26 protein-coding genes are annotated in these 25,630 nt (G+C 67.9%); 19 read left to right on the top strand and 7 right to left on the bottom strand.

What is annotated here, in order from left to right; genetic code table 11:
* Window positions 1-58: 58 nt before the first annotated feature.
* On the bottom strand, window positions 59-1,069 hold the full coding sequence (egtD, locus tag ACAM55_RS06935) for an L-histidine N(alpha)-methyltransferase (protein ID WP_369655305.1): 1,011 nt from the start codon (window positions 1,067-1,069) through the stop codon (window positions 59-61).
* A 3-nt stretch (window positions 1,070-1,072) separates the two neighbouring features.
* Window positions 1,073-2,329, bottom strand: a complete 1,257-nt coding sequence (egtB, locus tag ACAM55_RS06930) for an ergothioneine biosynthesis protein EgtB (RefSeq protein ID WP_369655304.1) — start codon at window positions 2,327-2,329, stop codon at window positions 1,073-1,075.
* 165 nt (window positions 2,330-2,494) lie between these two features.
* On the opposite strand from egtB, the gene ACAM55_RS06925 reads away from it, so the two are divergent.
* Complete coding sequence (locus tag ACAM55_RS06925; RefSeq protein WP_369655303.1) at window positions 2,495-3,841, top strand: NAD(P)/FAD-dependent oxidoreductase; 1,347 nt, start codon at window positions 2,495-2,497, stop codon at window positions 3,839-3,841.
* A gap of 57 nt (window positions 3,842-3,898) precedes the next feature.
* Here the strand turns inward: ACAM55_RS06925 and ACAM55_RS06920 are convergent, their stop codons facing one another.
* The 3 genes from ACAM55_RS06920 to ACAM55_RS06910 all read right to left on the bottom strand — a co-directional run bounded on the left by ACAM55_RS06920 (window position 3,899) and on the right by ACAM55_RS06910 (window position 8,198).
* Window positions 3,899-5,824 carry a PhoX family phosphatase gene (locus ACAM55_RS06920; RefSeq protein ID WP_369655302.1) on the bottom strand — a complete coding sequence of 642 codons (1,926 nt, stop codon included), beginning with the start codon at window positions 5,822-5,824 and terminating at the stop codon, window positions 3,899-3,901.
* Window positions 5,825-5,902: 78 nt separating this feature from the next.
* On the bottom strand, window positions 5,903-6,421 hold the full coding sequence (locus ACAM55_RS06915) for a thermonuclease family protein (RefSeq protein ID WP_369656348.1): 519 nt from the start codon (window positions 6,419-6,421) through the stop codon (window positions 5,903-5,905).
* 76 nt (window positions 6,422-6,497) lie between these two features.
* A complete protein-coding gene (locus ACAM55_RS06910) occupies window positions 6,498-8,198 on the bottom strand; it encodes a long-chain fatty acid--CoA ligase (protein ID WP_369655301.1) in 1,701 nt (566 codons plus the stop codon).
* Window positions 8,199-8,421: 223 nt separating this feature from the next.
* Between ACAM55_RS06910 and ACAM55_RS06905 the strand changes: the two genes are divergently transcribed.
* The 11 genes from ACAM55_RS06905 to ACAM55_RS06855 all read left to right on the top strand — a co-directional run bounded on the left by ACAM55_RS06905 (window position 8,422) and on the right by ACAM55_RS06855 (window position 16,209).
* On the top strand, window positions 8,422-8,862 hold the full coding sequence (locus ACAM55_RS06905) for an OsmC family protein (protein WP_369655300.1): 441 nt from the start codon (window positions 8,422-8,424) through the stop codon (window positions 8,860-8,862).
* A 41-nt stretch (window positions 8,863-8,903) separates the two neighbouring features.
* Window positions 8,904-9,896 carry a Bug family tripartite tricarboxylate transporter substrate binding protein gene (locus ACAM55_RS06900; protein ID WP_369655299.1) on the top strand — a complete coding sequence of 331 codons (993 nt, stop codon included), beginning with the start codon at window positions 8,904-8,906 and terminating at the stop codon, window positions 9,894-9,896.
* Window positions 9,897-10,079: 183 nt separating this feature from the next.
* Window positions 10,080-10,850: a GntR family transcriptional regulator gene (locus ACAM55_RS06895; protein ID WP_369655298.1), complete on the top strand. Its 771-nt coding sequence runs from the start codon at window positions 10,080-10,082 to the stop codon at window positions 10,848-10,850.
* On the top strand, window positions 10,847-11,647 hold the full coding sequence (locus ACAM55_RS06890) for a transporter substrate-binding domain-containing protein (RefSeq protein ID WP_369655297.1): 801 nt from the start codon (window positions 10,847-10,849) through the stop codon (window positions 11,645-11,647). The genes ACAM55_RS06895 and ACAM55_RS06890 overlap by 4 nt, the downstream gene beginning before the upstream one ends.
* Before the next feature lie 32 nt (window positions 11,648-11,679).
* Window positions 11,680-12,336 carry an amino acid ABC transporter permease gene (locus ACAM55_RS06885; protein WP_369655296.1) on the top strand — a complete coding sequence of 219 codons (657 nt, stop codon included), beginning with the start codon at window positions 11,680-11,682 and terminating at the stop codon, window positions 12,334-12,336.
* A 17-nt stretch (window positions 12,337-12,353) separates the two neighbouring features.
* A complete protein-coding gene (locus ACAM55_RS06880; protein ID WP_369655295.1) occupies window positions 12,354-13,007 on the top strand; it encodes an amino acid ABC transporter permease in 654 nt (217 codons plus the stop codon).
* Window positions 12,991-13,758, top strand: coding sequence for an amino acid ABC transporter ATP-binding protein (locus ACAM55_RS06875; protein ID WP_369655294.1), 768 nt, complete (start codon window positions 12,991-12,993; stop codon window positions 13,756-13,758). Before ACAM55_RS06880 ends, ACAM55_RS06875 begins: the two co-directional genes overlap by 17 nt.
* 138 nt (window positions 13,759-13,896) lie before the next feature.
* Window positions 13,897-14,463 carry a DUF1439 domain-containing protein gene (locus tag ACAM55_RS06870; RefSeq protein ID WP_369655293.1) on the top strand — a complete coding sequence of 189 codons (567 nt, stop codon included), beginning with the start codon at window positions 13,897-13,899 and terminating at the stop codon, window positions 14,461-14,463.
* Entirely contained in the window at window positions 14,460-15,452 is a 993-nt protein-coding gene (locus ACAM55_RS06865; protein ID WP_369655292.1) for a glycerophosphodiester phosphodiesterase, read from the top strand. The genes ACAM55_RS06870 and ACAM55_RS06865 overlap by 4 nt, the downstream gene beginning before the upstream one ends.
* Window positions 15,449-15,730: a hypothetical protein gene (locus ACAM55_RS06860; RefSeq protein WP_369655291.1), complete on the top strand. Its 282-nt coding sequence runs from the start codon at window positions 15,449-15,451 to the stop codon at window positions 15,728-15,730. Before ACAM55_RS06865 ends, ACAM55_RS06860 begins: the two co-directional genes overlap by 4 nt.
* A gap of 11 nt (window positions 15,731-15,741) precedes the next feature.
* Window positions 15,742-16,209, top strand: coding sequence for a DUF411 domain-containing protein (locus ACAM55_RS06855; RefSeq protein WP_369655290.1), 468 nt, complete (start codon window positions 15,742-15,744; stop codon window positions 16,207-16,209).
* A gap of 21 nt (window positions 16,210-16,230) precedes the next feature.
* Here the strand turns inward: ACAM55_RS06855 and ACAM55_RS06850 are convergent, their stop codons facing one another.
* Entirely contained in the window at window positions 16,231-17,529 is a 1,299-nt protein-coding gene (locus ACAM55_RS06850) for an NAD(P)/FAD-dependent oxidoreductase (RefSeq protein WP_369655289.1), read from the bottom strand.
* Between the two features lie 40 nt (window positions 17,530-17,569).
* Here ACAM55_RS06850 and ACAM55_RS06845 point away from each other — a divergent pair, with 40 nt between their 5' ends.
* The 6 genes from ACAM55_RS06845 to ACAM55_RS06820 are packed head-to-tail and all read left to right on the top strand — an operon-like array spanning window position 17,570 to window position 21,704.
* On the top strand, window positions 17,570-18,607 hold the full coding sequence (locus ACAM55_RS06845; protein WP_369655288.1) for a P1 family peptidase: 1,038 nt from the start codon (window positions 17,570-17,572) through the stop codon (window positions 18,605-18,607).
* Between the two features lie 10 nt (window positions 18,608-18,617).
* Window positions 18,618-20,012 carry a TAXI family TRAP transporter solute-binding subunit gene (locus ACAM55_RS06840; RefSeq protein WP_369655287.1) on the top strand — a complete coding sequence of 465 codons (1,395 nt, stop codon included), beginning with the start codon at window positions 18,618-18,620 and terminating at the stop codon, window positions 20,010-20,012.
* 34 nt (window positions 20,013-20,046) lie between these two features.
* On the top strand, window positions 20,047-20,541 hold the full coding sequence (locus tag ACAM55_RS06835; RefSeq protein ID WP_369655286.1) for a MerR family transcriptional regulator: 495 nt from the start codon (window positions 20,047-20,049) through the stop codon (window positions 20,539-20,541).
* Window positions 20,456-20,878, top strand: a complete 423-nt coding sequence (locus ACAM55_RS06830; RefSeq protein WP_369655285.1) for a carboxymuconolactone decarboxylase family protein — start codon at window positions 20,456-20,458, stop codon at window positions 20,876-20,878. Before ACAM55_RS06835 ends, ACAM55_RS06830 begins: the two co-directional genes overlap by 86 nt.
* Entirely contained in the window at window positions 20,875-21,408 is a 534-nt protein-coding gene (locus ACAM55_RS06825; protein WP_369655284.1) for a hypothetical protein, read from the top strand. The genes ACAM55_RS06830 and ACAM55_RS06825 overlap by 4 nt, the downstream gene beginning before the upstream one ends.
* The gene (locus ACAM55_RS06820; RefSeq protein ID WP_369655283.1) at window positions 21,408-21,704 is read left to right on the top strand and encodes a hypothetical protein; all 297 of its coding nucleotides are present in this window, start codon (window positions 21,408-21,410) and stop codon (window positions 21,702-21,704) included. The genes ACAM55_RS06825 and ACAM55_RS06820 overlap by 1 nt, the downstream gene beginning before the upstream one ends.
* An 85-nt stretch (window positions 21,705-21,789) precedes the next feature.
* Here ACAM55_RS06820 and ettA read toward each other — a convergent pair whose 3' ends face one another.
* On the bottom strand, window positions 21,790-23,451 hold the full coding sequence (gene ettA / locus ACAM55_RS06815; protein ID WP_369655282.1) for an energy-dependent translational throttle protein EttA: 1,662 nt from the start codon (window positions 23,449-23,451) through the stop codon (window positions 21,790-21,792).
* Window positions 23,452-23,750: 299 nt separating this feature from the next.
* Here ettA and ACAM55_RS06810 point away from each other — a divergent pair, with 299 nt between their 5' ends.
* Window positions 23,751-25,556, top strand: a complete 1,806-nt coding sequence (locus ACAM55_RS06810) for a DEAD/DEAH box helicase (RefSeq protein ID WP_369655281.1) — start codon at window positions 23,751-23,753, stop codon at window positions 25,554-25,556.
* The last annotated feature ends 74 nt before the right edge of the window (window positions 25,557-25,630 follow it).

Genomic DNA, 25,630 nt, shown 5'->3' with positions numbered 1-25,630 from the left:
GGTTTCCGAGGCCGGGTCTCGCCCCGGCCTCGGGAAGCAAAACAACCCAACCAACAAATCAGGCCCCCAGCCAATGCACGCTGAAAAGCCTCTCCGGATCCGTCCAAACCGCCAAAGGCCGGAACCCCGCCTTCACAGCCAAGGCTCGCAACCCCTCCACAGTGAACTTGTGCGAGTACTCGGTATGAATCGTCTCACCTTCCTCGAACCCGAACCGCTCGCCATTCAATGAAACCATCTGGTCCCGCAGGCTCACCAGGTGCATCTCGATGCGCTGCTTCGGCGCGTTGTAGAACGCCGCGTGTGCAAAGCCGTCGAGGTCGAAATCGGTGTCCAGTTCGGCATTTGCACGCCGCAACAGATTGAGGTTGAACGCCGAGGTTACGCCTTGCGCGTCGTTGTATGCCGCATGCAGGCGATCCGGGTCCTTCACCAGATCGACGCCGATCAGGAGCCCTCCGCCGCGCAGCATCCGCGCTGCCAGCTGCAGAAACGCCAAGGCTTCGTCGGGTTCGAAGTTTCCGATCGTGGAGCCAGGAAAAAACCCGACGCGCTTGCCAGCGCCGGGCAATGGCGCGGGCAGCACCAGGGGCATCGTGTAATCAGCCGCAATCGGCTGCACCGCGAGCCTGGGGTAGTCGGCCTTCAGCCGCTCGGCGGCCGCCTCGAGGTGTTCGCCCGAGATGTCGATGGGCAGGTAGCGCCGGGGCGAATCGAGCGCATCGAGCAGCAGCCGCACCTTGGTGAGGGAGCCGGCGCCGAACTCCACGATTTCCGCACCGGGACCGATCTGCCCGGCGATCTCCCCGGCGCATTCGCCGAGGATGCGCAGCTCGGTGCGCGTGGGGTAGTACTCGGGCAATTCGCAGATGCGGTCGAACAGCTGCGAGCCCGCCGCGTCATAAAAATACTTGGGCGAAATCCGGCGCGGCTTGCGCGCAAGGCCCGCTTGCATTTCGCGGCCGAATTCGGAGAGCGGCACGGCCGCGGCGGCGGGCGCCGCGGGCTGGCGCTGCTGGTGCTGCGCAGCGGCAAACGAAATGGAGGACGAAGATGTTGGATTGCGCATGATTCAGACGTCTTTCGCGAGCCGCAGCCCCGAGAACTGCCAGCGCGCGGCCGGCGGAAAGAAGTTGCGGTAGCTGGGCCGCGCGTGCCCGGCCGGAGTGGCCACGCTGCCACCGCGCAACACCAGTTGACCCACCATGAACTTGCCGTTGTATTCGGCCGCGATGCCCGGCATGGGCCGGAACCCGGGGTACGGGTCGTAGGAGGAACGCGTCCACTGCCAGACATGGCCGGCCATCTGCGAGATGCCGGGCGCGTCGAAGGCGGCCTCCCATTCGAACTCCGTGGGCAGCCGCGCGCCGGCCCATTCGGCGTACGCGGCGGCTTCGTAGAAACTGAGTTGCGACACCGGCGCATCGGCTTCCATGGGCCGCACGCCGTGCAGGCCGAACACCTGCCAGCCGCCCTGTTGCTGCTGGGCTCCGAGCCGCGGGTCGTCCGCCGCGAGCCAGTACGCCGGATGCCGCCAGCCCTGCGCCTGCACGGCGGCCCAGCCGTCGGACAGCCAGAGCTCGGGCCGCTGGTAGCCGCCATCGGCTATGAACTGCGCGTAGTCGCCGCAGTTCACCAGCCTGTCGGCAATGGCATAGGGCTGCAGCAGCGCCGCGTGGCGCGGGGTTTCGTTGTCGAAGGCGAAGCCCTGCTGCGGTCCTTCATGCCCCACCTGGACCACGCCGCCAGGCCGGGGCAGCCAGCGCATCGCCGGCGGCAGGGCGGCGAGCCGCAGCGCGGGCCCCGAGGCAGGCTTGTAGGCCGGCAGCAGCGGGTTGCATGACAGCGCATGAAGAATGTCGGTGAGCAGCAGCTCCTGGTGCTGCTGTTCGTGGTGCAGCCCGAGCGTGACGATGGGCCCGATGGCGGCCCAGTCCTGGTCGCCGATGTCGCCGTCGAGCAGGGCCAGCACCGCCTCGTCGACGTGGCTGCGGTAGGCATGCACCTCGTCCACCGACGGCCGCGTGAGCAGCCCCCGCTGCGGCCGCGGATGGCGCGGGCCGAGCGCCTCGTAGTACGAATTGAAGAGGTAATGAAAACGGGGATCGAAGGCCCGGTAGCCCACGGCGTGCGGCTGGAGCAGCACGGTCTCGAAGAACCACGTGGTGTGCGCCAGGTGCCATTTGGTCGGGCTCGCGTCGGGCATCGACTGGATGCACTGGTCTTCGGCGGAGAGCGGCGCGGCGAGTGCCAGGCTGGCGGCGCGCACTTCGCGGAACTTGTCGCGCAATGCGCTTGCCGCCTGGGTGATCGGCCGGGAAAGCGTCATGGTGTCTCCAGTCGGGTCAACCGCAATTTGTAGCCGATCGGTGTTGCCGCAGTACGTAGGACAAGTGCTCGCCCTGCCCTGTGTCGCGGGGCCGCCCGATCGGCGGGGGAGCCACTTTGGCACAAGATGGGCCGGCGTGCAGGGCGCCTGCGTATCATCCGCTCGATGCAAACGAACAACGCCTCCGCCCGCCCCCGTGTCGTCATCGTCGGCTGCGGATTCGGCGGGCTCGAAGCCGCCCGCAAGCTCGAAGGCGCCGACGTGGACGTGACGGTGATCGAGAAGACCAACCACCACCTGTTCCAGCCCTTGCTCTACCAGGTGGCGACCGCCGGGCTGGCCGCACCGTCGATTGCGGCGCCGGTGCGCGCCCTGTTCCGCCAGCAGCCGCGCATCACCACGCTGCTCGGCGAAGTGAGCGCCATCGATACCTCGGCGCGCGCGGTGCAGCTGGCCAACGGCAACCGCGTTCCGTACGACCACCTGATCGTCGCGGCGGGTGCCACCCACAGCTACTTCGGCCACGACGAATGGGCGCCCGTCGCGCCCGGCCTCAAGACGCTGGCCGACGCCTTCGAGATCCGCCGCCGCGTGCTGATGTCGTTCGAGGCGGCCGAAACCGCCACCGACCCGGCGCGCCGCCGCGCCCTGCTCACCTTCGCGGTCATCGGCGCCGGGCCGACCGGCGTCGAAATGGCCGGCACCCTGGCCGAAATTGCCAAGCACACGCTCTCCGGCGAGTTTCGCCACATCGACCCCGGGAGCGCGCAGGTGCTGCTGATCGAAGGCGGCCCGCGCGTGCTGCAGGCCATGCCCGAAAACCTGAGCCAGAAAGCACTGGAACAACTGGAAAAACTCGGCGTCGAGGTGCGGCTCAATGCGCGCGTCACGGCCATCGACGCCACCGGGCTCGAAGTGCAATCAGGCGGCGGTGCGGACGGCGCGCCGGCCACCGGCTACCGTATCGACACCAGCTGCGTGGTGTGGGCGGCGGGTGTCGCCGCGTCTCCGCTGGGCCGCATGCTGGGCGAAGCGACCGGTGTCGAGTGCGACCGCGCCGGCCGCATCAAGGTCGAGCCCGATCTGAGCCTGGCCGGCCGTCCCGAGATCAGCGTGGTGGGCGACCTTGCGGCGGCCCTGAGCCACGCGCCCGGCAAGCCGCCCAAGCCCGTGCCCGGCGTGTCGCCCGGCGCAAAGCAGATGGGCCGCGCGGCGGCCGCGAACATTCTGCGCCGCATCAAAGGCGAGCCGACCGTGCCCTTCCGCTACCGCGACTACGGCAACCTGGCCACCATCGGCCGCAACTCCGCCGTGGTGGACCTGGGCACGCCCTTCGGACCGCTGCGCTTCAGCGGCCGCCTGGCATGGCTCTTCTGGCTGTTCGCCCACGCCTACTTCCTCATCGGCTTCCGCAACCGCGTCGTGGTGATGATGGACTGGGCCAGCGCCTACTGGAGCTTCCAGCGCAATGCACGTGTGGTGGCCGACGTGCAGGGCAAGAGCGAGTCGTAGCGGCGGGCCGGGGGCGTCTCCAGAGCCGTCTTCCGAGCGCCCCCGCCCCTTCCCGCATCAGGTTCCGATCACGCCGCCGTCGTTCTTCGTGATGACCACGGTCGCCGAGCGCGGACGGCCCGCGCCGTCCGGCCACTTCGACACCGCGAGCGGACGGTCCGGATCGCTGCGCTCGTTGGCCGGCTCGCCCGGATGCTGGATGTTGATGAAGAGCGTGCGCAGGTCCGGCGTGGCCGTCAGGCCCGTGATCTCGCAGCCGGCCGGGCCGAGCAGGAAGCGGCGGATCTCGCCCTTGGTCGGGTCGCAGGCCAGCATCTGGTTGTTGGGCAGGTTGCCGTATTCGCCCTTGCCGAGCGTGGAGGTCGAGACGTCGGTCTCGATCCACAGCACGCCGCGCGCGTCGACCATCAGGCCATCGGGGCTGCCGAAGGCGTCCCCCTTGATATTGCCTTGCGCCTCGTAGCGCGTCTGCTTCGGATCGCCCGCGAGCACGAGATGGTTCCAGGCGAACCTGGTCGCATCGAGATCGCCGCTTTCCTTCCAACGGATGATCTGGCCCATCGTGTTGTTGGAGCGCGGATTGGCCGCGTCCATGAAAGGCTGGCCCGGCGCGCCGCGGTTGCTGTTGTTGGTGAGCGTGCAGTAGACCTCCTTCGTCAGCGGGTCGACGGTGGTCCACTCGGGGCGGTCCATCTTGGTCGCGCCCAGCAGGTCGCTGGCCTGGCGCGCCTTGATGAGCACGTCGCCCTGGCTCGCGAAGCCCTTGTCGGCGACGAGCCCGTTCCTGCCCTGCACCAGCGGCAGCCATTCGCCGGTGCCGTCCACGTCGAAGCGGCCCACATAGAGCGTGCCGTGGTCGAGCAGTTCGCGGTTCGCGGCGGCGCCGCCCGGCTGCACCTTGTCGCGGCTCACGAACTTGTAGATGTATTCGAAGCGCGAGTCCTCGCCCATGTAGATCACCGCGCGCCCGTCGCTGGTGAGCGCGGTGGCGGCGCCTTCGTGCGCGGCGCGGCCGAGCGCGGTGCGCTTGCGCGGTGTCGAGGCCGGGTCCTGCGGGTCGATCTCGACCACCCAGCCGTAGCGGTTCGATTCGTTCGGGTGCTTCGCCACGTCGAAGCGCTCCTCGTGCTCGTGCCAGCGGTACTTGGCGCCGTTGCCTTTCTTGATGCCCCAGCGCTTCTGGTGCGCGTCGGGCGTGTCGGTGCCTTCGAAGTAATCTGCGAAGTTTTCTTCGCAGGTCAGGTAGGTACCCCACGGCGTCTGGCCGTTCGAGCAGTTGTTGTAGGTGCCGAGCACCTGCGTGCCCGTCGGATCGCCCGCGGTGCGCAACATCGGGTGGCCTGCGGCGGGGCCGGTCAGCGTCATCGGCGTGAGCGCAGTGATGCGGCGCGCGAAGCGCGAAGGCAGCACCTGAGACCACCTGGCGCCTTCGCGCTGCAGTTCGATCACCGAGACGCCGTGCGCGTTCATGGACTTGCGCACCTTCTCGGGGGTCCACGTCTTCATGCCGTCGGTGTGCAGCAGGCCGTCGTCCACGTATTCGTGGTTCAGCACCAGCAGGCCGCGGTTCGATCCGTCGAGCGGAAAGAAGGCCATGCCATCGTGGTGCATGCCGGCCTGCAGGGCCTGTTCGTCCGCGGTGTTGGAGCCATCGGCCTTGAAGGCGGGCATGCGGCCCGCGATGCCGGTGGCGTCGCCCCAGCGGTAGATCACCTGCGTGCTGTAGCCCTCGGGCACGACGACCCGGTCGACAGCCGCCATGGGCACGCTCTTGAAGCCGATGGCCCGGCCCAGCGAACTCACCGAACTGCCGGTGGTGGCGCAACCGGCCAGCGTGCCGGCCGCCAGGGGACCGAAAAGGCCCGCCACGGCCGCCGCCAGGCCGCCCCGCACGAACACCCGGCGCGTGGGGTCGGACACCTCGTGGATCGTGGGGTTGGCGGAGGGGTTGGAGTCCTCCATCTGCTCGAAATCTTTGGCCATCTTCTTGTCGTCAGGGGTTGCGAGAACCCGCGATGGTCCCGCGTCCGCATGAATCCCCCATGACAGCGGACCGGAGGCTCAGAAGAAGGCGTCGCTCCAGTGGGGCTCGCGCCGCTCCCGCCGCCAGTCCCAGGGCGGTGTCGGCTTCGAATCGGCCCACAACCCCAGGCCCTGCCTGCGCGCGGCATCCTGCAGCTTGAAGAGCCCGCCGCCGCGCTTGGTCGCGATACCGTTGTAGTCGTACACCCAGGCCCAGCCCTCGGACACCATGCGGCTGCCCGCGTCCTCGCCGTTGCAACTCACGTCGGCCACGGTGCGGCCATAGCGGTCGGTGTCGCGCTCGGTGATGAGCGCCTTCTCGGCATGGCAGAGGCGGCTCAGGGCCTGCCGGCTGCGCTGGCCATAGGGCTGTTTCCTTTCAGGCGCATCGATGGCGGCGATGCGCACCTTGACCCGCTCGTAGGCGCCGGCGCGGCCGCAGCGCGCGGTGAGCGTGTCGCCGTCGCTGATGCCGACCACCAGGCAGGTTCGAGGGGCGGCCTGCGACAGCAGAGGCAGAAGCGCAAGACAGATGGCGGAGAGAATGCGCAGGCGCATGAGCGGAGAAACCGTGGCGGTCAAAGGCACGGATTCTCGGTGCGAAGTGCCCTGGCGCCGGGGCAGGAACCCGCTGTTACGCGGCGCTGCCGTTCTCGTCTTCCTGCAGCAGCCGCCACATCACCTTGCCGCTGCCGCTCTTGGGCAGCGCGTCGACGAATTGCACCTTGCGCGGGATCTTGTAGACCGCCATGTTCTCGCGGCACCAGTCGATGATGTCCTGTTCGGTGGTGTCCTTGTGCGTGGCGCGCAGCACCACCACGGCCTTGACCGATTCGCCGCGGTACTCGTCCTTGGTCGAGATGACGCAGGCTTCCTGGATGGCGGGGTGGCGGAACATCAGCAGCTCGACCTCGGCCGGCCACACCTTGAAGCCGCTCGCGTTGATCATGCGCTTGAGGCGGTCGGTGATGAAGAAATAACCGTCCTCATCCATGCGGCCCATGTCGCCCGAGCGGAAGAAGCGCTTGCCTTCGAATTCGACAAAAGCGGCACGGGTGGCGTCGGGGCGCTTCCAGTAGCCCTGGAACACCTCGGGGCCGTGGATGATGATCTCGCCCGATTCGCCGATGGGCATTTCGGCCAGCGTATCGGGATCGACCACGCGCGCATCGGTGCTCATGAACGGAATGCCCAGGCACTGCTGCTTGGGGTTGTCCGACGGGTTGGTGTGCGACGGCGCCGCGGTTTCGGTGAGGCCGTAGCCTTCCTGGTATTTGAGCCCGTATTGCTCGAAGAGGCGCTGCGCCACGGCCTGCGGCATGGCGGCGCCGCCGCCGCCGATATGCGTGATGCTCGACAGGTCGTAGCTCGCGAAGTTGGGGCTGGCCATCAGGTCGATCACCATGGTGGGAATGTTGGTCCAGCTGGTGACCTTCCAGCGCGAGATGAGCCGCCCGGCCACGTCGCGGTCCCAGCGCGGCATGATGACCAGCGTGCCCGCCGCGAGGATGGATGTGTGCATCATGCTCACCACGCCGGTGATGTGGAACATGGGCACCACGGCCAGCACCACCGCTTCGGACGTGGCCTGGCCCCAGAGCTGGCTGGCCACGGCGTTGTGCATGAGGCTCGAGTGATGGTGCACGCAGCCCTTGGGCAAGCCGGTGGTGCCGCTGGTGTAGGGCAGCAGCGCCATGTCGTTGGCGCCCACCACGTGCTCGGGCGCGGCATGGCCTGCGGCCAACGCGTCGGTCCAGGCCATGGCTTTGCCGCCGGCCAGCTCGGGCAGCGGATGACGCGTGGTGAGCCAGTCTTTCCATGCCGGTGCGGGAGCGTCGTCGCCGGTGGCATCGGCGTCGAAGGCATCGGTGAACTGGGTCACGATCATGTGGGCCAGCTGCTGCTCGGGCGGGAGCGCATTGCTGGCCTTGGCGAGTTCCCCGGCCAGGTCGCCGGTGGTGATGGCCACCTTGGCGTCGGGGTCGACGATGTAGTGCTTGAGCTCCTCGGCCCGGTTCATGGGGTTGACGGGCACCACCACCGCATTGGCGCGCAGGATCGCGAAATGCGCGATCACGAGCTGAGGGCAGTTCTGCATGTTCAGCACCACGCGGTCGCCGCGCTTCACGCCCATGGCATGCAGCGTGCCGGCCAGGCGCTCGGCCTGGGCGGCGAAATCGCGGTAGTTCACCACGCGGCCGAAAAACACCAGCGCGGCCTTGTCGGGGTAGCGCGCCGCCGATGTCGCAAGGTTGTGCCACAACGAGGTTGCGGGCACGGTGATCGAATGCGGGAGGCGCTTGGGCCAGAACTTGTGATGCGGGCGTTGTTGCATGGTGGGGGGGCGGTCGGTCGGAGGGGAGAAAAAGGGACAGTCCGCAGCCTAAGGCGACCCGTGCGCCGCTCCCATCGGGGAAGCCCCCGGGGGCGTCACCTTGGCGACGCCCTTTTGTTTCAACCCCGAGACCTTCATCGCACGCGCTCTGCGACTACAGACAAGCCCGGCGTTCCGCGCGAACCTTCGGCTCCCCACCGTCACCCGAATGAAGGAGAGTTTCATGGCAGCAGACAAGCACGCAAGCGTTCACTGGGAAGGCGCCGGCAAGACCGGCAAGGGCCAGGTCAGCACCGAGACCGGCGCCCTCAAGGACTACCCCTACGGCTTCGCGAGCCGTTTCGAGGACGACAAGCGCGGCACCAACCCCGAGGAGATCGTCGGTGCGGCCCATGCGGCCTGCTTGACGATGGCCTTTGCCTTCGCTCTTGAGAAAGAGGGCTTCACCGCCACCCGCATAGACACCAAGGCCGCGGTGCGCCTGGCCAAGGACGGCGAAGGCTTCAAGATCGACCGCATCGCGCTGGAGCTCGACGCCGCCGTGCCGAACCTCGACGAAGCCAAGTTCCACCAGATCGCGGCCGCCGCCAAGGCCGGCTGCCCGCTGTCGAAGGCGCTGGCCAGCGTGCCGGAGATCACGCTGAAGGCCACGCTGGCCGGCTGAGCGCTGCTTATGATCGTCTCCACTACAAGAGGAGACGATCCATGGCCCACCGCCGCCCGGTCCGCGCCGCCATCCTGGCGGCCTTTTCAATCGCGTCGTTCGCATTGTTCGGCATCGGCGGCCTTGCACAGGCCGCCTATCCCGACAAGCCCATCAAGGTCGTCATCGGCTTTCCGGCCGGGGGGCCGCTCGACCAGCATGCGCGCCTTCTGACCGACAAGCTGCAGGCCGTGCTCGGCCAGCCGCTGATCGTCGACTACAAGCCCGGCGCGGGCGGCTCGGTGGGCGCCGATGCGGTCGCCAAGAGCCCCGCCGACGGCTACACCCTGCTGCTGGCCAACACGGGCGTGGCCGTGATCAACGGCGCGCTCTACAGCAAGCTGCCCTACAACACGCAGCGCGACTTCGTGCCGATCGCGCGCACCGCCATGCAGCCCCTCGCCCTGCTGGTCACGCCGAAGCTGCCGGTGCAGAACCTCAGGCAATTCGTCGATTACGCCAAGGCGCGGCCCGGCCAGGTCAACTACGGCTCGGCCGGCAACGGCGGCATCAGCCACCTGGTGCCCGAGATGTTCAAGACCGCGACCGGCATCTTCATGGTGCACATCCCCTACCGAGGCAGCGCACCGGCCTTTACCGACCTGATGGCCGGGCAGGTGCAATTCATGGCCGAATCGATTCCCCAGGCCGCCAACTACCACAAGCAGGGCAAGGTGCGCGCCCTGGCCGTGACCAGCCGCGAGCGCAACCCCGCCCTGCCCGACGTGCCGACCGTGATCGAGTCGGGCATCAAGGGCTTCGAGGTGGTGGGCTTCTACGGCTTTCTCGCGCCGAAAGACACGCCCAGGGACGTGGTCGCCAAACTCAGCGAGGCATTCAAACAGGTGCTGACCAGCCCCGAGGTGCGCGAGCGCATGGTGAGCCAGGGCGCGGACCCGGCCTTCCTGGGCGGCGAAGACTTCGCGCGCTTCCTGGCGACGGAAACACCGCGCTGGGAGAAGGCGGTGAAGGCTTCGGGCGCCCGGATGGACTGACGCCCCAGGGGTCGGTTCAGCGCGGTGTGGCCGCGTGCCGCTCCAGCCGCTCGCGGTCGAGCAGTTCGATGCTGCGGCAGGCTTTTCGGCACCTGAATGGACTGAGCCCGACGCCGGCTTGACCCATTTCGGTGCACATCGCTTGCATACCAGTTGGCACAGAAGCTGCTGGTATGCAGGCCTATGGCCATTTCCGCATCCGAAATCAGTGCACGCATCGTCGAGGCGGTGATGGCGCAGAAGCTCGCGCCGGGTTCGCGCCTGGGCGAGCAGCAGCTCGCCATGCTGTTCGACTGCAGCCGCACCATCGTGCGGGAAGCGCTCACCCGCCTGGCCGCGCGCGGCATCGTCACCGTGAGCGCGCGCCGCGGCTGGTTCGTGATCGAACCCTCCCAGGACGAGGCGCGCGAAGCCTTCGAAGCCCGGCGCGTCATCGAGCTGGGCCTCATCCGCAGCGCGGGCAGCACCGGCAAGATCGACAAGACCGCACTGCGCCAGCTGAAGGCGCACCTCCAGCGTGAAAAAGCAGCGCTGAAGGAAAGCGACGTCGGCAACCGCAGCTTCCTGCTCGGCGACTTTCACGTGTGCCTGGCCGAATGCCTGGGCAACTCCCTGCTGGCGGACACGCTGCGCGACTTCACGGCGCGCACCACGCTGATCGCCATGCTCTACCAATCCACGCACGACGCCGTGCAGTCCTGCGAGGACCACGTGCAGATCGTTGCCGCACTCGAACGGGGCGACCACGCCACGGCCGAGGCATTGATGGCCGCGCACATCGGCACGGTGCAGTCGGCGCTGCGCGTGCAGGCGCCCACCGATCCGCTGGCGCAGCTGCGCGACGCCCTGGCACCGCTGCATCAGAACGCCGCGGCCAAGCCCAAGCGGCGCAAGGCGGCCGCAACCTCCCCCGACGACACCGATTCAACGACTTACCTAGGAGCCCTGCTATGACCTTCTCTTCGTCCAAACGCCACCTCGCGCTCGCGCTTGCTTCCGTCGCCATGCTGGCGGCGGCCGGCGCCGCCCAGGCCCAGAACGCACTCGAAAACGTGCTCAAGGCCAAGACCATCAAGATCGCCGTGCCGACCGACTATCCGCCCTACGGCTCGGTGGACAAGAACATGAAGCCGCAAGGCCTCGACATCGAAATGGCCGAGCTGATCGCCGCCAAGCTGGGCGTCAAGGTCGAGCTGGTGCCCGTGACCAGCGCCAACCGCATTCCCTACCTGCAGACCCGCAAGGCCGACCTCGTGATCTCCACGCTCGGCAAGAACGCCGAGCGCGAGAAGGTGATCGATTTCTCTTCGGCCTATGCACCCTTCTTCCAGGCCGTGTATGCGGCCAAGAGCATGAAGCTCGCCAGCTTTGCCGACATGGCCGGCAAGACCGTCGCCGTGACGCGCGGCGCCATGGAAGACCAGGAACTGAACAAGGTGGCGCCGCCGAACGTCGACTACCGCCGCTTCGAGGACAACAACGCAACCATCGCGGCCTTCGTGGCCGGCCAGACGCAAACCATCGCGACCAGCGCGGCGGTCGCCGGCGACATGCTCGCCAAGAATCCGAAGGTGAGCGCCGAGTTCAAGCTGCTGCTGAAAGACAGCCCCTGCTTCATCGGCGTCGCAAAGGGCGAAACCGCACTGAAGACCAAGGTCAACGAGATCATCGCCGCCGCCAAGAAGGACGGCACGCTCGATGCCATGTCCAAGAAGTGGCTCGGCAAGGCAGCCGGCGACCTGCCCGTCTGACCCCACGCTGAACCTCGAATAAAGGCGCCGCCATGGAATTCGACTTCGGTGCAGTTCTCGTCGACTGGCGGCTGCTCGCCAAGGGCATTGCCTGGACGATCGGCCTGACGGCCATTGCCACGGTCATCGGCATGGCCGTGGGCGTGGCCTGCGCCTGGGCGCGCGCCCACGGTCCGCTGTGGCTGCGCTGGGTGGCCGGCAGCTATGTGGAGCTGATCCGCAACACGCCCTTCATCGTCCAGCTCTTCTTCATCTTCTTCGGGCTGCCCGCGGCGGGCGTCAAGCTCACGCCGGAGACGGCATCGATCATCGCGATGGTGATGAACCTCGGGGCCTATTCCACCGAAATCATCCGCGCCGGCATCGAGGCCACGCCCAAGGGGCAGATCGAGGCGGCCGTGAGCCTGGCGCTCAACAAGGTGCAGGTGTTCACCCGCGTGGTGCTGCCGCCGGCACTCAAGAAGGTATGGCCCGCCATGGTGAGCCAGATCATCATCGTGATGCTGGGCTCGGCCGTGTGCGGACAGATCTCCACCGAAGAGCTGAGCTATGCGGCCAACCTCATCCAGAGCCGCAATTTCCGCGCTTTCGAGGCCTTCATCATCGCCACGCTGATCTACCTGGCGCTGGCGGTTGCGCTGCGCAGATTGCTCAACTGGGCCGGGCCGAAATTCTTCTTCGGCCGCTGAACGCAGAAAGCCACACCATGGTCGATTTTTCCCTCTGGGACATCCTGCGCAACCTCCTGATGGCGCTGCGCTGGACCGTCGTGCTGTCGTTCATCGCCTTCGTGGGCGGCGGGCTGGTCGGCGCCTTGCTGTTGTTCCTGCGCCTGCGGGGCGGCAGACTCATGGACCGCGCCGTCGGCCTTTATGTGCAGCTGTTCCAGGGCACGCCGCTCCTGATGCAGCTGTTTCTCGCCTACTTCGGCATCGCTCTGTTCGGCGTCGACGTGTCGGCGTGGGCCGCGGCCAGCGTGGCGCTCACGCTCTACACCAGCGCCTTCCTCACCGAGATCTGGCGCGGCTGCGTGGCCTCGATTCCCAAGGGCCAGTGGGAGGCGTCGGGCAGCCTGGCCCTGAGCTTCTCCGAACAGATGCGCCATGTGATCCTGCCGCAGGCCGTGAAGATCGCCATCGCGCCGACGGTCGGGTTCCTGGTGCAGGTCATCAAGGGCACGGCGCTCGCCTCGGTGATCGGCTTCGTCGAACTCACCAAGGCCGGCAGCATGATTTCGAATGCCACCTTCAAGCCCTTCGTGGTGTTCAGCTGCGTGGCGCTGCTTTACTTCGTGCTGTGCTTCCCGGTAAGCCTGTACGCCAAGAATCTAGAGAGGAAATCCCATGGCCGCCGTGCTTGAATCCCCCACCTCCGCCGCGCCCATCGTGCGCGTAACCGCGCTGCGCAAGTCGTACGGCGCGAACGAGGTGCTCAAGGGCATCGATCTCGACGTGAAACGCGGCGAGGTCATCGCCATCATCGGCAAGAGCGGCTCCGGCAAGAGCACGCTGCTGCGCTGCATCAACGGGCTCGAGGTGTTCCAGGAAGGCTCGCTCACGGTCGACGGCAAGCCGCTGCTGCACGAGAGCGCCATGGCCATGCGCGAGCTGCGCCAGCGCGTGGGCATGATCTTCCAGAGCTTCAACCTGTTTCCGCATCTCACCGTGGGCAAGAACGTGATGCTCGCGCCCACGCTGGTGAAGAAGCGCGGCGGCCTGGAGGCGGCATCGCAGGCGCGCAAGCTGCTCGAACGCGTGGGCCTGGCCGAGAAATTCGACGCCATGCCCGACCAGCTCTCCGGCGGACAGCAGCAACGCGTGGCCATTGCCCGCGCGCTGGCCATGGAGCCCGCCGTGCTGCTGTGCGACGAGATCACCTCGGCGCTCGACCCCGAACTGGTGGGCGAGGTGCTGCGCGTGGTGGAGTCGCTGGCCGACGAAGGCATGACGCTCCTGATGGTCACGCACGAGATGAGCTTTGCGCGCAAGGTGAGCGACCGAGTGATCTTCATGCACCAGGGACGCGTGCACGAGATGGGGCCGCCGGCCGAGCTGTTCGGCAACCCGCAGACGGCCGAGCTGAAGCAGTTTCTTTCGTCGCTGCACGACTGAGGCACGCCCGGCGGCGCCGCGGCGTAGGAAATATTCCCTTCCGCGTAGCGGCATGGGGAACTTGCAAGGCCGGTCGGCCCCGAGTGGCCGGAACCCTGCGGCCTGTGGCAAGCTCCGAGAAGTATGCAAATCCGCCCCATGCCTTTCACCTCCCGTCGCTGGATGCTGCGCGCGCTGCTTGGCGCCGCGGCCCTGCAGTCGCCGCTTTCGGCCCTGGCCGGTTTCAATTTCTTTACCAGCGAATACACCGCCACCCGCGACGAGTTGCAGGCGCAGATCGCCAAGCGCTTTCCGGTGGCCGAGCGCTATGCCGAGATCTTCATGGTCGGCCTGCGCGATCCGCAGCTGGGCCTCGACGCCCGCGGCAACCGCGCGGCCATCACGGCCACGCTGACCATTGCCAGCCCCCTGCTGGCCGCATCGCCGGTGCAGGGCGTGGTCTCGGTCAGCAGCGCGCTGCGCTACGACGCCCCCACGCGCGCGCTGCGGCTCGACCAGCCCAAGGCCGAGCGCCTCGAATTGCAAGGCGTGCAAGGCCGCGATGCCGAGCGGCTGCAACAGATCGGCGCGGTGGTCGCGCAGGAACTGCTGCAAGGCCAGGTGCTGCGCAGCTTCACCGCCGAAGAACTCACCGTCGGCCGCAAGACCTACGAAATCGGTGACATCACGGTGCAAGACGACGGCATCAAGGTGCAGCTCAAATGAAATACCCCCTGCTTGCCGCCGCATTGCTGATTGCAGGTTGTGCGGCCATTCTGCCCAAGGCAAAGCAGCACTTCGACCTGCAGGCCCACCGCGGCGGGCGCGGCCTCGCGCCCGAGAACACGCTGGCGGCCTTCTCCAAGGCCATCGACCTGGGCGTGAACACGCTTGAACTCGACATCGGACTCACGGCCGACGGCGTGGTCGTCATTTCGCACGATACGGCGCTCAACCCCGACCACACGCGGGACTCGAACGGCGCGTGGCTCGCACCGAAGAGCGGTGCCACCGTCCGCTCCCTCACATTGGCGCAGCTTCAAAGCTACGACGTGGGCCGGCTGAACCCCGCGAGCAACTACGGCAAGCAGTTCGCGCTGCAGCAGCCGCAAGACGGCGAACGAATTCCCACCCTGGCCGCCCTGTTCGACCACGTGCGTGCACGCGGCGCCGCAGCCGCCACGGTGCGGTTCAATATCGAGACCAAGATCGATCCGACCAAACCGGAGGAGACCGCCGCGCCCGAGCCGATGGTGCGCGCCCTGCTCGCCGAAATCGACAAGGCGCAGATGGGCAGCCGGGTCACCGTCCAGAGCTTCGACTGGCGCACGCTCGCGTTGGTCGGTCAACTGGCGCCCCAGTTGCCGCGTGCCTACCTCAGCTCCGCGCGCACGCTCAAGGACAGCCGCTGGACGGCCGGGCTCGACGCCGCCGATTTCGCTTCGACGCCGCAACTGGTCAAGGCTGCAGCCGGCAAGACCGGAGGCCCCGTGACCTGGTCGCCGGCCTACAACGACCTGACCCAAGCGGCCATCAAGGAGGCGCAAGGCCTCGGCTTCAAGGTGCTGCCCTGGACCGTGAACCAGCGCGCCGACATGCTGCGGCTGATGGACTGGGGCGTGGACGGCCTCATTACCGACTACCCCGATGTGCTGCGCGACCTGGTGCGCGAGCGCGGCCTGTCGCTGCCGCCGCCCGGAAAGGCCGCGCCATGAACGCCGCCGCACGGCAACTCGAGGCCCTCGGCGGCCGCATCGCGGCGCTGCAAAAAAGCGGCGGCGGCTCGGCCGCTGCGCTGTCGAACGAGGCCCGCGCCAGCACGGACCTGCTCGGCGCCCTGCCGCCGCGCTACGGCGAGGTGCTGCTGAACCTGCTCGACCGGCTGGAATCGAGCGCGCTGTTCAGCGAGGAGAGCTGCTCGTTCAGCCAGAAAGACCTGCTCGACAACCTGCAAGTGTGGGTCGACAAGGCCCGCGCGCAGTTGTCGTCCTGAGGAGAACCCGCATGCACAGACGCACCCTTCTTCTGCGCGCAGCCCCCGTGCTGGCGCTCGCATCGACGGCGGCATGGCCGCTGGCCGCGTCGGCTGCCGCGCCGATGGTCGAGATCTGGAAAGACCCGAATTGCGGGTGCTGCCAGGATTGGGTGAAGCACCTCAACGCGAACGGCTTCGCAAGCCGCGTGCACGACGACGGCAACGATGCCGCGCGCGCCCGGCTCGGCGTTCCAGCCAAGCTGGGCTCGTGCCACACCGGCATGGTCGGCGGCTATGCCCTCGAAGGCCACGTGCCCGCACGCGAGGTGCGCCGTCTGCTGCAGGAAAAGCCGAAGGCGATAGGCCTTGCCGTGCCAGGCATGCCCGTCGGTTCGCCCGGCATGGACGGCGCGGCCTACGGGAACCGGCGCGACCCCTACGACGTCTTGCTGGTGCTGGCCGACGGCGGCACTCGCGTCTACCAAAGCTACCGCTGATCCGAACACGAAACCGGCCGGTCAGCTGAAGCGGCCGGGATCGAACGGGGCAAGCGCCGTATCGGGCGTGCTGCCCGCGAGCAATTGCGCCGCAAGCCTGCCGGTGCGCGCCGAGCCGCACAGGCCGACATGGCCGTGCCCGAAGGCCAGCACGATGTCCGCGCTGGCCGCGGCCGCGCCGATGCAGGGCAGCCCATCGGGCAGGCTGGGCCGGTGGCCGAGCCAATGCTTCACCGCCACCGCATCCGGCGCCTGGCCGGCCAGGCCTGGAAACATCGATTGCAGATGGCGGTGCAGGATCTCGGCACGCCGCCAGTCCGGCGCGGCCTCGAGCCCGCCGATCTCGACCTGGCCGGCCGCGCGCAGGCCGCCGTCCATCCAGTGCGCGATGAGCTTGCCGTCGGCCACCATCGTCGGCGTGCGCGGCCCCACCGCAGCGCCTTCGACCACCACGTGGTAGCCGCGCTCCGATTCGAGCGGCACCGCAGAGCCGGCCGCAGCGGCGAGAGGGGCCGAGCGCGCGCCGGTGCAGATGGCGGCAGCGTCGCAGGCGATCTCGCCGGCCTCCGTCTGCACCGCGCGCAGCCGTCCGCCTTCGATGCGAAAGCCCGTGGCGCGCGCCGCCACGCGCTGCGCACCGGCCTCCAGCGCATGGCGCGCCAGCGCGGCCACATAGGCGCCAGGGTTGCGGCAGTGGCCGGCCTCGGGCACGAAGATGCCGAGCGTGTAGCGCGCGTCGAGATCGGGCTCGCGCTGCCGAAGTTCCGGCTCCGGCCATTCGTCCCACTGCACGCCGGTGCGCCGGCGCACGCGCCAGCCGAGTGCGTCGCCTTCGAACTCCTCGCGCGAGCGGTAGGCATGCAGCAGCCCGCGCTGCTCGATGAGTTGCGGCACGCCGGCCTCGGCGGCCAGCCGGGCATGCAGGGCCGGCGCATCGGCAAGCAGCGTGCGCAGTGCGTCGGCCGTGCGCTGCACGCGCGCTTCGGTCCAGCCCGAGGCCAGGTAGCGCAGCAGCCAGGGCAAGGCCCTCGGCAGATAGCGCCAGCGCAGCGCAAGCGGCCCCAGCGGATCGGCCAGCCAGCCGGGCACCTTGCGCCAGGCACCGGGCAGCGCGGGCGGCACCACGGAATGCGACGACAACCAACCCGCATTGCCGTAGCTCGTGGCCTGCGGGCCGCCCGGCTCGCCGGGCTCCACCACCGTCACGCGCAGGCCGGCGCGCAAGGCCTCGATGGCGGTTGCGCTGCCCACGGCACCCGCGCCGATCACGACCGCGTGGCGTCCGGTGCCGCCCGCAGAGAAACTTCTTGCAACTGTCATGGGGCCTATCGTAGAGGGCGCGGTCCCATAATCGGCCGCCATGCCCGCTCCGTCTTCTGCCTTCTCTTCTCCTTCGCCGTCTTCAGGCGCCATTACCGATGTCGCCGGCATCGAAGTCGGCCATTTTTCCGACACGCGCAGGCCCACTGGCTGCACCGTGATCCTTGCGCGCGAAGGCGCCGTGGCCGGCGTCGACGTGCGCGGCGCCGCGCCCGGCACGCGCGAAACCGACCTGCTCTCGCCCGGCAACCTGGTGCAGCAGGTGCACGGCATCATGCTGGCAGGTGGCAGCGCCTGGGGCCTGGCCGCGGCCGAGGGCGCGATGCGCTGGCTCGAGGAGCGGAACATCGGCATGGACGTGCGCTTCGGCATCCTGCCCATCGTGCCGGCCGCCGTGCTGTTCGACCTGCCCGTGGGCGATGCGCGCATCCGCCCCGACGCCGCAGCCGGCTATGCGGCCTGCGACGCGGCAAGCAATGCAGCCCCGGCCGAAGGCAACGTGGGCGCCGGCAGCGGTGCGCTCGTGGGCAAGCTCTTCGGCGTGCATCGCGCCATGAAGGGCGGCATCGGCACGGCTTCGGTCACCGTGGGCGGCGTGACGGTGGGCGCGCTGATCGCGGTCAACGCGCTGGGCGACGTGATCGACCCCGACACCGCGCAGCCGGTGGCCGGTGCGCGCACCGAAGACGGGCTTGCACTGCTCGACACCCGCCGCGCCCTGCTGCGCGGGGAGCCGCCCAAGCCCCTGCTTGCGGGCACCAACACCACGCTGGGCGTGATCGCGACCGACGCGGTATTGACGAAGGTGCAGGCCAACCGCCTCGCCAGCGTGGCACACGACGGCCTTGCGCGCGCCATCAATCCGGTGCACACGATGAGCGACGGCGACACGCTCTTTGCGTTGGCCACGGGCCAGGTGCCGCTCGAGGGCGATGCCCCGGGCATGACCGTGCTCGGCACCATGGCCGCCGAAGTGGTGGCGCGCGCCACCTTGCGCGCGGTGCTGGCGGCGCGTTCCGTCACCGTGGGCGAGCTGCACGTGCCGTGCGCGTCCGACCTCGCCGCAACCAAAGCTTGAATTGATCCCCATGTCCATGCCCAAGACGCTGAAGCTGATCCTGCTGTCGATCCGCGACCTGATCGCCTCGGCGGGCCCGATCGTGTTCCTCGTGATCGGTCTGCTGATTGCCGCCTACTGGTGGCTGCAGCCGCAGCCGCCCAAGCATGTGACGCTGGCCACCGGCCCCACCGGCAGCGCCTATTCGCAGTTCGGCAAGCGCTATGCCGAGCTGCTCAAGAGCAGCGGCATCGAGGTGGAGCTCAAGGCCACCACGGGATCGTCCGAGAACCTGGAACTGCTTCGCAGCGGCGGCGCCGACGTGGGCTTCGTGCGCGGCGGCAGCGCCGACCCGGTGTCCGACGAGGAAGCCGGCCTCACCTCCCTCGGCAGCCTGTTCTTCGAACCGATCTGGCTCTTCTACCGCGCCGACAGCGCGCAGAAGATCGACCGCAAGACAAGCACCCTGACCTCGCTCGCCCAGCTGCGCGGCTTGCGCGTGAACGTCGACCTGGCGGGCAGCGGCCTGCCCGAGATCATGGAAAGGCTCTTCAAGGCCAACCACCTGGACTCCAACGCGCTGCAGCTTTCCAACCTCGAGCAGGCGGCCGCGGCCGAAGCGCTCCAGGCCGGGCTGCTCGACGCCATCGTGCTGGCCTCCGCGCCGCAGTCGCCGCAGGTGCAGCGCCTGCTGCGTGCTCCTGACATCAGGCTGATGAACTTCGGCCAGGCCGATGCCTATACGCGGCGCTTCCCGTTCCTCTCGGCGGTCACGCTGCCGCGCGGCGTGGTCGATCTGTCGCGGGACCTGCCGCCCTCCGACGTGTCGCTGCTCGCGGCCACCACCTCGCTGCTCTCACGCGACGAGACGCACCCGGCACTGCGGCAGCTCTTTGCGCAAGCCGCGCAAGGCGTGCACAGCGACGCCGGCTGGTTCAACCGCGCGCGCGACTTCCCCAACACGCGCACCAGCGAACTGCCCGTGAGCCCCGAGGGCGACCGCGCAATCAACGGCACGCCGCCGTTCTGGCAGCGCTACCTGCCGTTCTGGGCCAGCAATCTGATCGAGCGCATGTGGCTGGTACTCGGTGGCCTGCTGGTGCTGATGCTGCCGCTGAGCCGCGTGGTGCCGCCGCTCTACCAGTTCCGCGTGCGGCGGCGTGTGTTCCGCTGGTATGCGCGGCTGCGCGACATCGAGGCCAAGGTCGATGCACGGCAGGGCGGGCGCGACGAGTTGCTCGACGAACTCGACGAGCTCGACCGCGTGGTGAACAAGGTGGCCGTTCCGCTGTCGTATGCCGACGAGCTCTATGCGCTGCGCAACAACATCCACGCGGTGCAAAAGCGCGTGCAGATGCGCTGGCCGCAGCCGGGCGATTTCGCGCCTCGAACGCCGCTGCCGACAGAAGCCACAGAAAGCGCTTGACTTGGAGCGCGCTCCAACTTCGAGAATTCCCGCCATGGAAGCCAGCTTGACCATTGCGGAAGTCGCGCAGCGCACCGGCCTCACGGCCCACACGCTGCGTTACTACGAGCGCATCGGACTGATCGCCGCAGTGCCCCGGGCACCGGGTGGCCAGCGCCGTTACGCGCGAGCCGACATGGACTGGTTGGCCTTCCTGTTGCGCCTGCGCGAAACCGGCATGCCCATCCAGGGCATGCAGGCCTTCGCCAGGCTTCGAAGCCAGGGGGACGCCAGTGTCGGGGAGCGGCGCAAGATGCTCGAACAGCATCTTGCCGAGGTCCAGGCCAAAGTGGTGGCGCTGCAGCAATCCATGCACGCGCTTTCGCTGAAGATCGAGCACTACCGTGCCATCGACAAGAAGCGTCCCTCGTCACCGGGCACTGCCCCGGAAAGGAAGACGAGCGATGATCAACACACAAGCAAGCCAAGACGGCAACGACAACCTGCGCTACGAGCGCGGGCTGGCCAGGCTGCAGCAAATCGACGGTGAAGGCGGCATCAAGGTCGTCGAAAGCCTGGCCGGCATCGCCCCCGATTTCGCCCGCCTCCTGATCGAGTTCCCGTTCGGCGACATCTACTCGCGCCCCGGCCTCGACCTGCGTTCACGCGAGATCGCGGTGGTTGCCGCGCTCACGGCCATGGGCAATGCGGCACCGCAGCTCAAGGTGCATATCCAGGGCGCGCTCAATGTCGGCGTCACGCGCACCGAAATCGTCGAGGTCATCATGCAGATGGCCGTGTACGCGGGCTTTCCGGCAGCACTCAACGGCCTGACGGCGGCGCGCGAGGTGTTTGCCGCGGACGCCCCGCAGGGAGAGCCCGCATGAAGCACCGCAGTTTTCGCATCCGCCTGCCGCTGCTCGGCCTGGCGCTGCTTGCGGCTGCGATGAATGCGCCCGCCTCGCCCGCCTTGCCGAGCTGGACGGTGGAGAAACGCGCCGTGCATGACGACCTCTCCTCACCGGTCGGCATGGCCTACGACGCAGCCGGCCATCTCTATGTCGCCAACTGGTCGGCCGGGACCGTCCTGCGCTTTGCGCCAGATGGGGCCCGCTCGGTGTTCGCATCGGGCCTGAACGGCCCCAGCGGGCTGGCGATCGGCGCTTCCGGCGACATCTTCGTCGCGTCCTACAGCCAAGACCTGGTGTGGCGCTTCACGCCCGACGGCAGGCAGAGCGTGTTCGTGCGCGGCCTGGCAACGCCGGCGGGCCTGAGCTTCGATCGCAAGGGCCGATTGCTGATCGCCAACCGACGAACCAATCAGATCCTCGCCGCGCATCCCGACGGCAGGATCGAAGTCGCCGCGCAGGGACTGCAAACACCGTCGGCGCGGTCGAACTGGCGGGCGGCGAGCTGATGGTCAGCAACATCGCAGGCGGCATCTCGCTGGTCGGACAGGATGGACGCGCGCGAAACATCCACGGCGGGCTGCGCAGCCCAGGCCCCGGCATCGTCGCGGATCCGGAGGGTGCAGCCGCCTATGTGGTCGACTACGGCGGCACGACAGTCAGCCGCATCGACCGCGAAGGAGGCCGCGTCGTGGTGGCGGACGGCCTGTCCAGCCCGGTCGGACTCGTCCGCACACCCGACGGGAACCTGCTGGTCGCCACATGGGGGGCGAATGCGGCCTTTCGGCTGGTGCGGGCGCGTTGAAACGCCGGCCTGCCGCCCATGAAAAAAGCGCGCCGCCCTCCAAGGGTCGGCGCGCCGTTCGCGTTCCGGAAGAACCGGTTCAGGCTTACTTGAGGGCCTTGTAGCGCATGCGTTTCGGCTTGGCGCCTTCTTCGCCCAGGCGCTTCTTCTTGTCGGCTTCGTACTCCTGGTAGTTGCCGTCGAAGAAGGTCCATTGGCTGTCGCCTTCGGCGGCGAGGATGTGCGTGGCAATGCGGTCGAGGAACCAGCGGTCGTGGCTGATGACCATGACGGTGCCGGCGAACTCGAGCAGCGCGTCTTCGAGCGCACGCAGCGTTTCCACGTCGAGGTCGTTCGACGGTTCGTCCAGCAGCAGCACGTTGCCGCCCGCGATCAGCGTCTTGGCCAGGTGCAGCCGGCCGCGCTCGCCGCCCGACAGCGTGCCGACCTTCTTCTGCTGGTCCGCGCCATTGAAGTTGAAGCGGCCCGCATACGCGCGGCTCGCCATCTGGAACTTGCCGACATTGATGATGTCCAGGCCGTTCGAGATGTCTTCCCACACGGTCTTGTTGTTGGCGAGTTCGTCGCGGTGCTGGTCGACGAAGGCCATCTTCACGGTCTGGCCGATGATGACCTCGCCCGAATCCGGCTTTTCCTTGCCCGCGAGCAGCTTGAAGAGCGTCGACTTGCCGGCGCCGTTCGGGCCGATGATGCCGACGATCGCGCCCGGCGGCACGGTGAAGCTCAGATTGTCGATCAGCATGCGGTCGCCGAAGGACTTGCTGACGCCGTGGAACTCGAACACCTGCTGACCCAGCCGCTCCGCCACCGGAATGAAGATCTCCTGCGTCTCGTTGCGCTTCTGGTATTCCATGTCGCTCAGCTCTTCGAAGCGGGCCAGGCGGGATTTGCTCTTGGCCTGGCGTGCCTTCGGGTTCTGGCGCGACCACTCCAGTTCCTTCTTCAGCGCCTTGGCGTGGGCCTCTTCGCTCTTCTGTTCCTGCGCCAGGCGTTCGCCCTTCTGCTCGAGCCAGGTGCTGTAGTTGCCCTTCCAGGGAATGCCGCGACCGCGGTCCATTTCCAGGATCCACTCGGCCGCGTTGTCGAGGAAGTAGCGATCGTGGGTGATGGCCACCACGGTGCCCGTGAAGCGCTGCAGGAACACTTCGAGCCACTCCACCGATTCGGCGTCCAGGTGGTTGGTCGGCTCATCGAGCAGCAGCATGTCGGGCTTGGACAGCAAGAGGCGGCACAGCGCCACGCGCCGCTTTTCGCCGCCTGACAGCAGGCCGATCTTCGCGTCCCACGGCGGAAGGCGCAATGCGTCGGCGGCGATTTCCAGTTGATGTTCGGAATCGGTGCCGGCGGTGGCGATGATGGCTTCGAGCTGGGCCTGCTCGGCCGCCAGCGCGTCGAAGTCGGCGTCTTCGGCACCATAGGCGATGTACACCTCTTCGAGGCGCGCCTTGGCCGCAAACACCGCGCCCATGGACTCTTCGACCGATTCGCGCACCGTGTGCTCGGTGTTGAGCTTGGGTTCCTGCTCCAGATAGCCGATCGTCATCCCCGGCATGGGCAGCGCCTCGCCCTCGAACTCCTTGTCCACACCCGCCATGATCTTGAGCAGCGTGGACTTGCCCGAGCCGTTCAGGCCGAGCACGCCGATCTTGGCGCCGGGGAAGAAAGAGAGCGAAATGTCTTTCAAGAGCTGCCGCTTGGGCGGCACGGTCTTGCTGACACGGTTCATCGAATAGACGTATTGAGCCATCTCTGGATAGTTACCTTGGGTAGCGGAAATTGGGGGAAAAGCGCGGGCGCCGAATGAATCATTCGGGCGCGGCAAACCACAGATTATCGACTCATGCGACAATAGCCACCGTTGCCGGGTCCAGTTGCCCGCAACACCGGCTCTCTGCCGGGGACGAAGAAAGCCCTTTTCAACCCTTTTGCGAGGGCGGACTTTCCGGCTCCCACCCCTGACCTTCATCTGCCTTGACTGGCTCGGCGTTGCCAAAAACGCCAAGCGGGCCGATGCCACTGCGCCGTGTATGGCGCTTATTGTTTCCAATGAATTTTGACGAACTGAAGCTGGCTCCCGCCATCTTGAAGGCTGTGCACGAGCACGGTTACGACACCCCCACCCCCATCCAGGCGCAAGCCATTCCCGCGGTTCTCGAAGGCCACGACCTGCTCGGCGGTGCCCAGACCGGCACCGGCAAGACGGCCGCCTTCACGCTGCCGATGCTGCACAAGCTCAGCACGGGCGCGAGCGCCACCAACAAGTTCGGCGGCATCGGCATCCGTGCCCTGGTGCTCACGCCCACGCGCGAACTCGCGGCCCAGGTCGAAGAGTCGGTCCGCACCTACGGCAAGTACCTGGAGCTCGACTCCACCGTGATCTTCGGCGGCGTGGGCATGAATCCGCAGATCAGCAAGCTCAAGAAGGGCGTCGACATTCTCGTGGCCACCCCCGGCCGCCTGCTCGACCTGCAGCAGCAAGGCATGCTCGACCTGAGCCAGGTCCAGATGCTGATCCTGGACGAAGCCGACCGCATGCTCGACATGGGCTTCATCCACGACGTGAAGAAGATCCTCGCCCTGGTGCCCAGGGAAAAGCAGAGCCTGCTGTTCTCGGCCACCTTCAGCGACGAAATCCGCGACCTCGCGGCCACGCTGCTCAAGAACCCGCAGAGCATCCAGGTCACGCCGCGCAACACCACGGTGCAGCGCATCACCCAGGTGATCCACCCCGTGGGCCGCGGCAAGAAGAAGGCACTGCTCGCGCACATCATCAACGAGAACAAGTGGAGCCAGGTGCTCGTGTTCACGCGCACCAAGTTCGGCGCCAACAGCGTGGCCGAATTCCTGACCAAGAACGGCATCCAGGCGATGGCGCTGCACGGCAACAAGAGCCAGAGCGCGCGTACGCAGGCGCTGGCCGGCTTCAAGAGCGGCGACATCCGCGCGCTGGTGGCCACCGACATCGCGGCCCGCGGCATCGACATCGACGAGCTGCCGCACGTCGTGAACTACGAAATCCCGAACGTCAGCGAAGACTACGTGCACCGCATCGGCCGCACCGGCCGCGCCGGCTCGAGCGGCGAAGCCGTGAGCTTCGTCTGCCTGGACGAAGAAGGCTTCATGCAGGAAATCGAACGCTTCACGAAGCAGACGATTCCGGTGCAGTTCGTCGAGGGCTTCGGCCCTGAAGACGGCGAACGCGCCGAACCGATCGCCATGGGTCGCCAGACGATCTGGGGCGGCGCCGGCCGTCCGCCGAGCCGCGACGTGATGCAGGCGGCCGCCAAGGCTGCCCGCACCGAGATGCTGCAACGCATTCGCGAGAACAAGGCCGGCCAGGGCGGTGAACGCGCTGGCGGCGGCGGCGGCAACGGCGGCGGTCAACGCCGTGGTGGCGGCCAGGGCGGTGGCGGTCAAGGCCGCAATGCCAATGGCGGCGGCCAGGGCCAGGGCCCGCGTGGCCAGGGCGCCCGCCCGGCCCAAGGCCGCGGACCGCAAGGCCCGGCACGCACGCCGCACCATGCGCCCCAGCATCATCAGCAAAATCACCTGCCGCACGATGAGCGCCAGCCGCGCCATCACGGCAACAGCCACAGCCCGACGCAAGCCAACCAGGTGGCACACCTGCGCGCCGAAGCGGTCGCAGGCGGCGACGGCCAGCCGGATCCGTTGCGCACGAGCGTCGACCACATGGGTGGCGGCCGCGGACGCGGACGTCCCGGCGGCGGTGGTGGTGGCGGCTACGGCGGCAACCGTTCGGGCGGCGGTGGCCGTTCGGGTGGCGGTGGTGGCTACGGCGGCGGCGGCAACCGTTCCGGCGGTGGCGGCGGTGGCCGCTCGTTCGGTCGCTGAGCGACACCACGGGTAGAGCACCTACCCGCAAATGAACAAGGGCACTTCGGTGCCCTTTTGTTTTTTTCCGGGTC

It is taken from the genome of Variovorax sp. V213 (assembly GCF_041154455.1).
Taxonomy (GTDB): Bacteria; Pseudomonadota; Gammaproteobacteria; order Burkholderiales; family Burkholderiaceae_C; genus Variovorax.
This window is presented reverse-complemented; position numbering and strand designations above follow the sequence as displayed.

What these genes read in the sequence shown, in the direction of transcription:
- ACAM55_RS06825 (WP_369655284.1), top strand. Translation starts at nt 20,875, where the DNA reads ATGAAGCACCGCAGTTTTCGCATCCGCCTGCCGCTGCTCGGCCTGGCG.
- ACAM55_RS06855 (WP_369655290.1), top strand. Translation starts at nt 15,742, where the DNA reads ATGCACAGACGCACCCTTCTTCTGCGCGCAGCCCCCGTGCTGGCGCTC.
- ACAM55_RS06900 (WP_369655299.1), top strand. Translation starts at nt 8,904, where the DNA reads ATGGCCCACCGCCGCCCGGTCCGCGCCGCCATCCTGGCGGCCTTTTCA.
- ACAM55_RS06835 (WP_369655286.1), top strand. Translation starts at nt 20,047, where the DNA reads ATGGAAGCCAGCTTGACCATTGCGGAAGTCGCGCAGCGCACCGGCCTC.
- ACAM55_RS06850 (WP_369655289.1), bottom strand. Translation starts at nt 17,529, where the DNA reads ATGACAGTTGCAAGAAGTTTCTCTGCGGGCGGCACCGGACGCCACGCG.
- ACAM55_RS06920 (WP_369655302.1), bottom strand. Translation starts at nt 5,824, where the DNA reads ATGGCCAAAGATTTCGAGCAGATGGAGGACTCCAACCCCTCCGCCAAC.
- ACAM55_RS06810 (WP_369655281.1), top strand. Translation starts at nt 23,751, where the DNA reads ATGAATTTTGACGAACTGAAGCTGGCTCCCGCCATCTTGAAGGCTGTG.
- ACAM55_RS06905 (WP_369655300.1), top strand. Translation starts at nt 8,422, where the DNA reads ATGGCAGCAGACAAGCACGCAAGCGTTCACTGGGAAGGCGCCGGCAAG.
- ettA (WP_369655282.1), bottom strand. Translation starts at nt 23,451, where the DNA reads ATGGCTCAATACGTCTATTCGATGAACCGTGTCAGCAAGACCGTGCCG.
- egtB (WP_369655304.1), bottom strand. Translation starts at nt 2,329, where the DNA reads ATGACGCTTTCCCGGCCGATCACCCAGGCGGCAAGCGCATTGCGCGAC.
- ACAM55_RS06895 (WP_369655298.1), top strand. Translation starts at nt 10,080, where the DNA reads ATGGCCATTTCCGCATCCGAAATCAGTGCACGCATCGTCGAGGCGGTG.
- ACAM55_RS06845 (WP_369655288.1), top strand. Translation starts at nt 17,570, where the DNA reads ATGCCCGCTCCGTCTTCTGCCTTCTCTTCTCCTTCGCCGTCTTCAGGC.
- ACAM55_RS06860 (WP_369655291.1), top strand. Translation starts at nt 15,449, where the DNA reads ATGAACGCCGCCGCACGGCAACTCGAGGCCCTCGGCGGCCGCATCGCG.
- ACAM55_RS06880 (WP_369655295.1), top strand. Translation starts at nt 12,354, where the DNA reads ATGGTCGATTTTTCCCTCTGGGACATCCTGCGCAACCTCCTGATGGCG.
- egtD (WP_369655305.1), bottom strand. Translation starts at nt 1,069, where the DNA reads ATGCGCAATCCAACATCTTCGTCCTCCATTTCGTTTGCCGCTGCGCAG.
- ACAM55_RS06875 (WP_369655294.1), top strand. Translation starts at nt 12,991, where the DNA reads ATGGCCGCCGTGCTTGAATCCCCCACCTCCGCCGCGCCCATCGTGCGC.
- ACAM55_RS06830 (WP_369655285.1), top strand. Translation starts at nt 20,456, where the DNA reads ATGATCAACACACAAGCAAGCCAAGACGGCAACGACAACCTGCGCTAC.
- ACAM55_RS06820 (WP_369655283.1), top strand. Translation starts at nt 21,408, where the DNA reads ATGGTCAGCAACATCGCAGGCGGCATCTCGCTGGTCGGACAGGATGGA.
- ACAM55_RS06925 (WP_369655303.1), top strand. Translation starts at nt 2,495, where the DNA reads ATGCAAACGAACAACGCCTCCGCCCGCCCCCGTGTCGTCATCGTCGGC.
- ACAM55_RS06885 (WP_369655296.1), top strand. Translation starts at nt 11,680, where the DNA reads ATGGAATTCGACTTCGGTGCAGTTCTCGTCGACTGGCGGCTGCTCGCC.
- ACAM55_RS06865 (WP_369655292.1), top strand. Translation starts at nt 14,460, where the DNA reads ATGAAATACCCCCTGCTTGCCGCCGCATTGCTGATTGCAGGTTGTGCG.
- ACAM55_RS06890 (WP_369655297.1), top strand. Translation starts at nt 10,847, where the DNA reads ATGACCTTCTCTTCGTCCAAACGCCACCTCGCGCTCGCGCTTGCTTCC.
- ACAM55_RS06840 (WP_369655287.1), top strand. Translation starts at nt 18,618, where the DNA reads ATGTCCATGCCCAAGACGCTGAAGCTGATCCTGCTGTCGATCCGCGAC.
- ACAM55_RS06910 (WP_369655301.1), bottom strand. Translation starts at nt 8,198, where the DNA reads ATGCAACAACGCCCGCATCACAAGTTCTGGCCCAAGCGCCTCCCGCAT.
- ACAM55_RS06915 (WP_369656348.1), bottom strand. Translation starts at nt 6,421, where the DNA reads ATGCGCCTGCGCATTCTCTCCGCCATCTGTCTTGCGCTTCTGCCTCTG.
- ACAM55_RS06870 (WP_369655293.1), top strand. Translation starts at nt 13,897, where the DNA reads ATGCCTTTCACCTCCCGTCGCTGGATGCTGCGCGCGCTGCTTGGCGCC.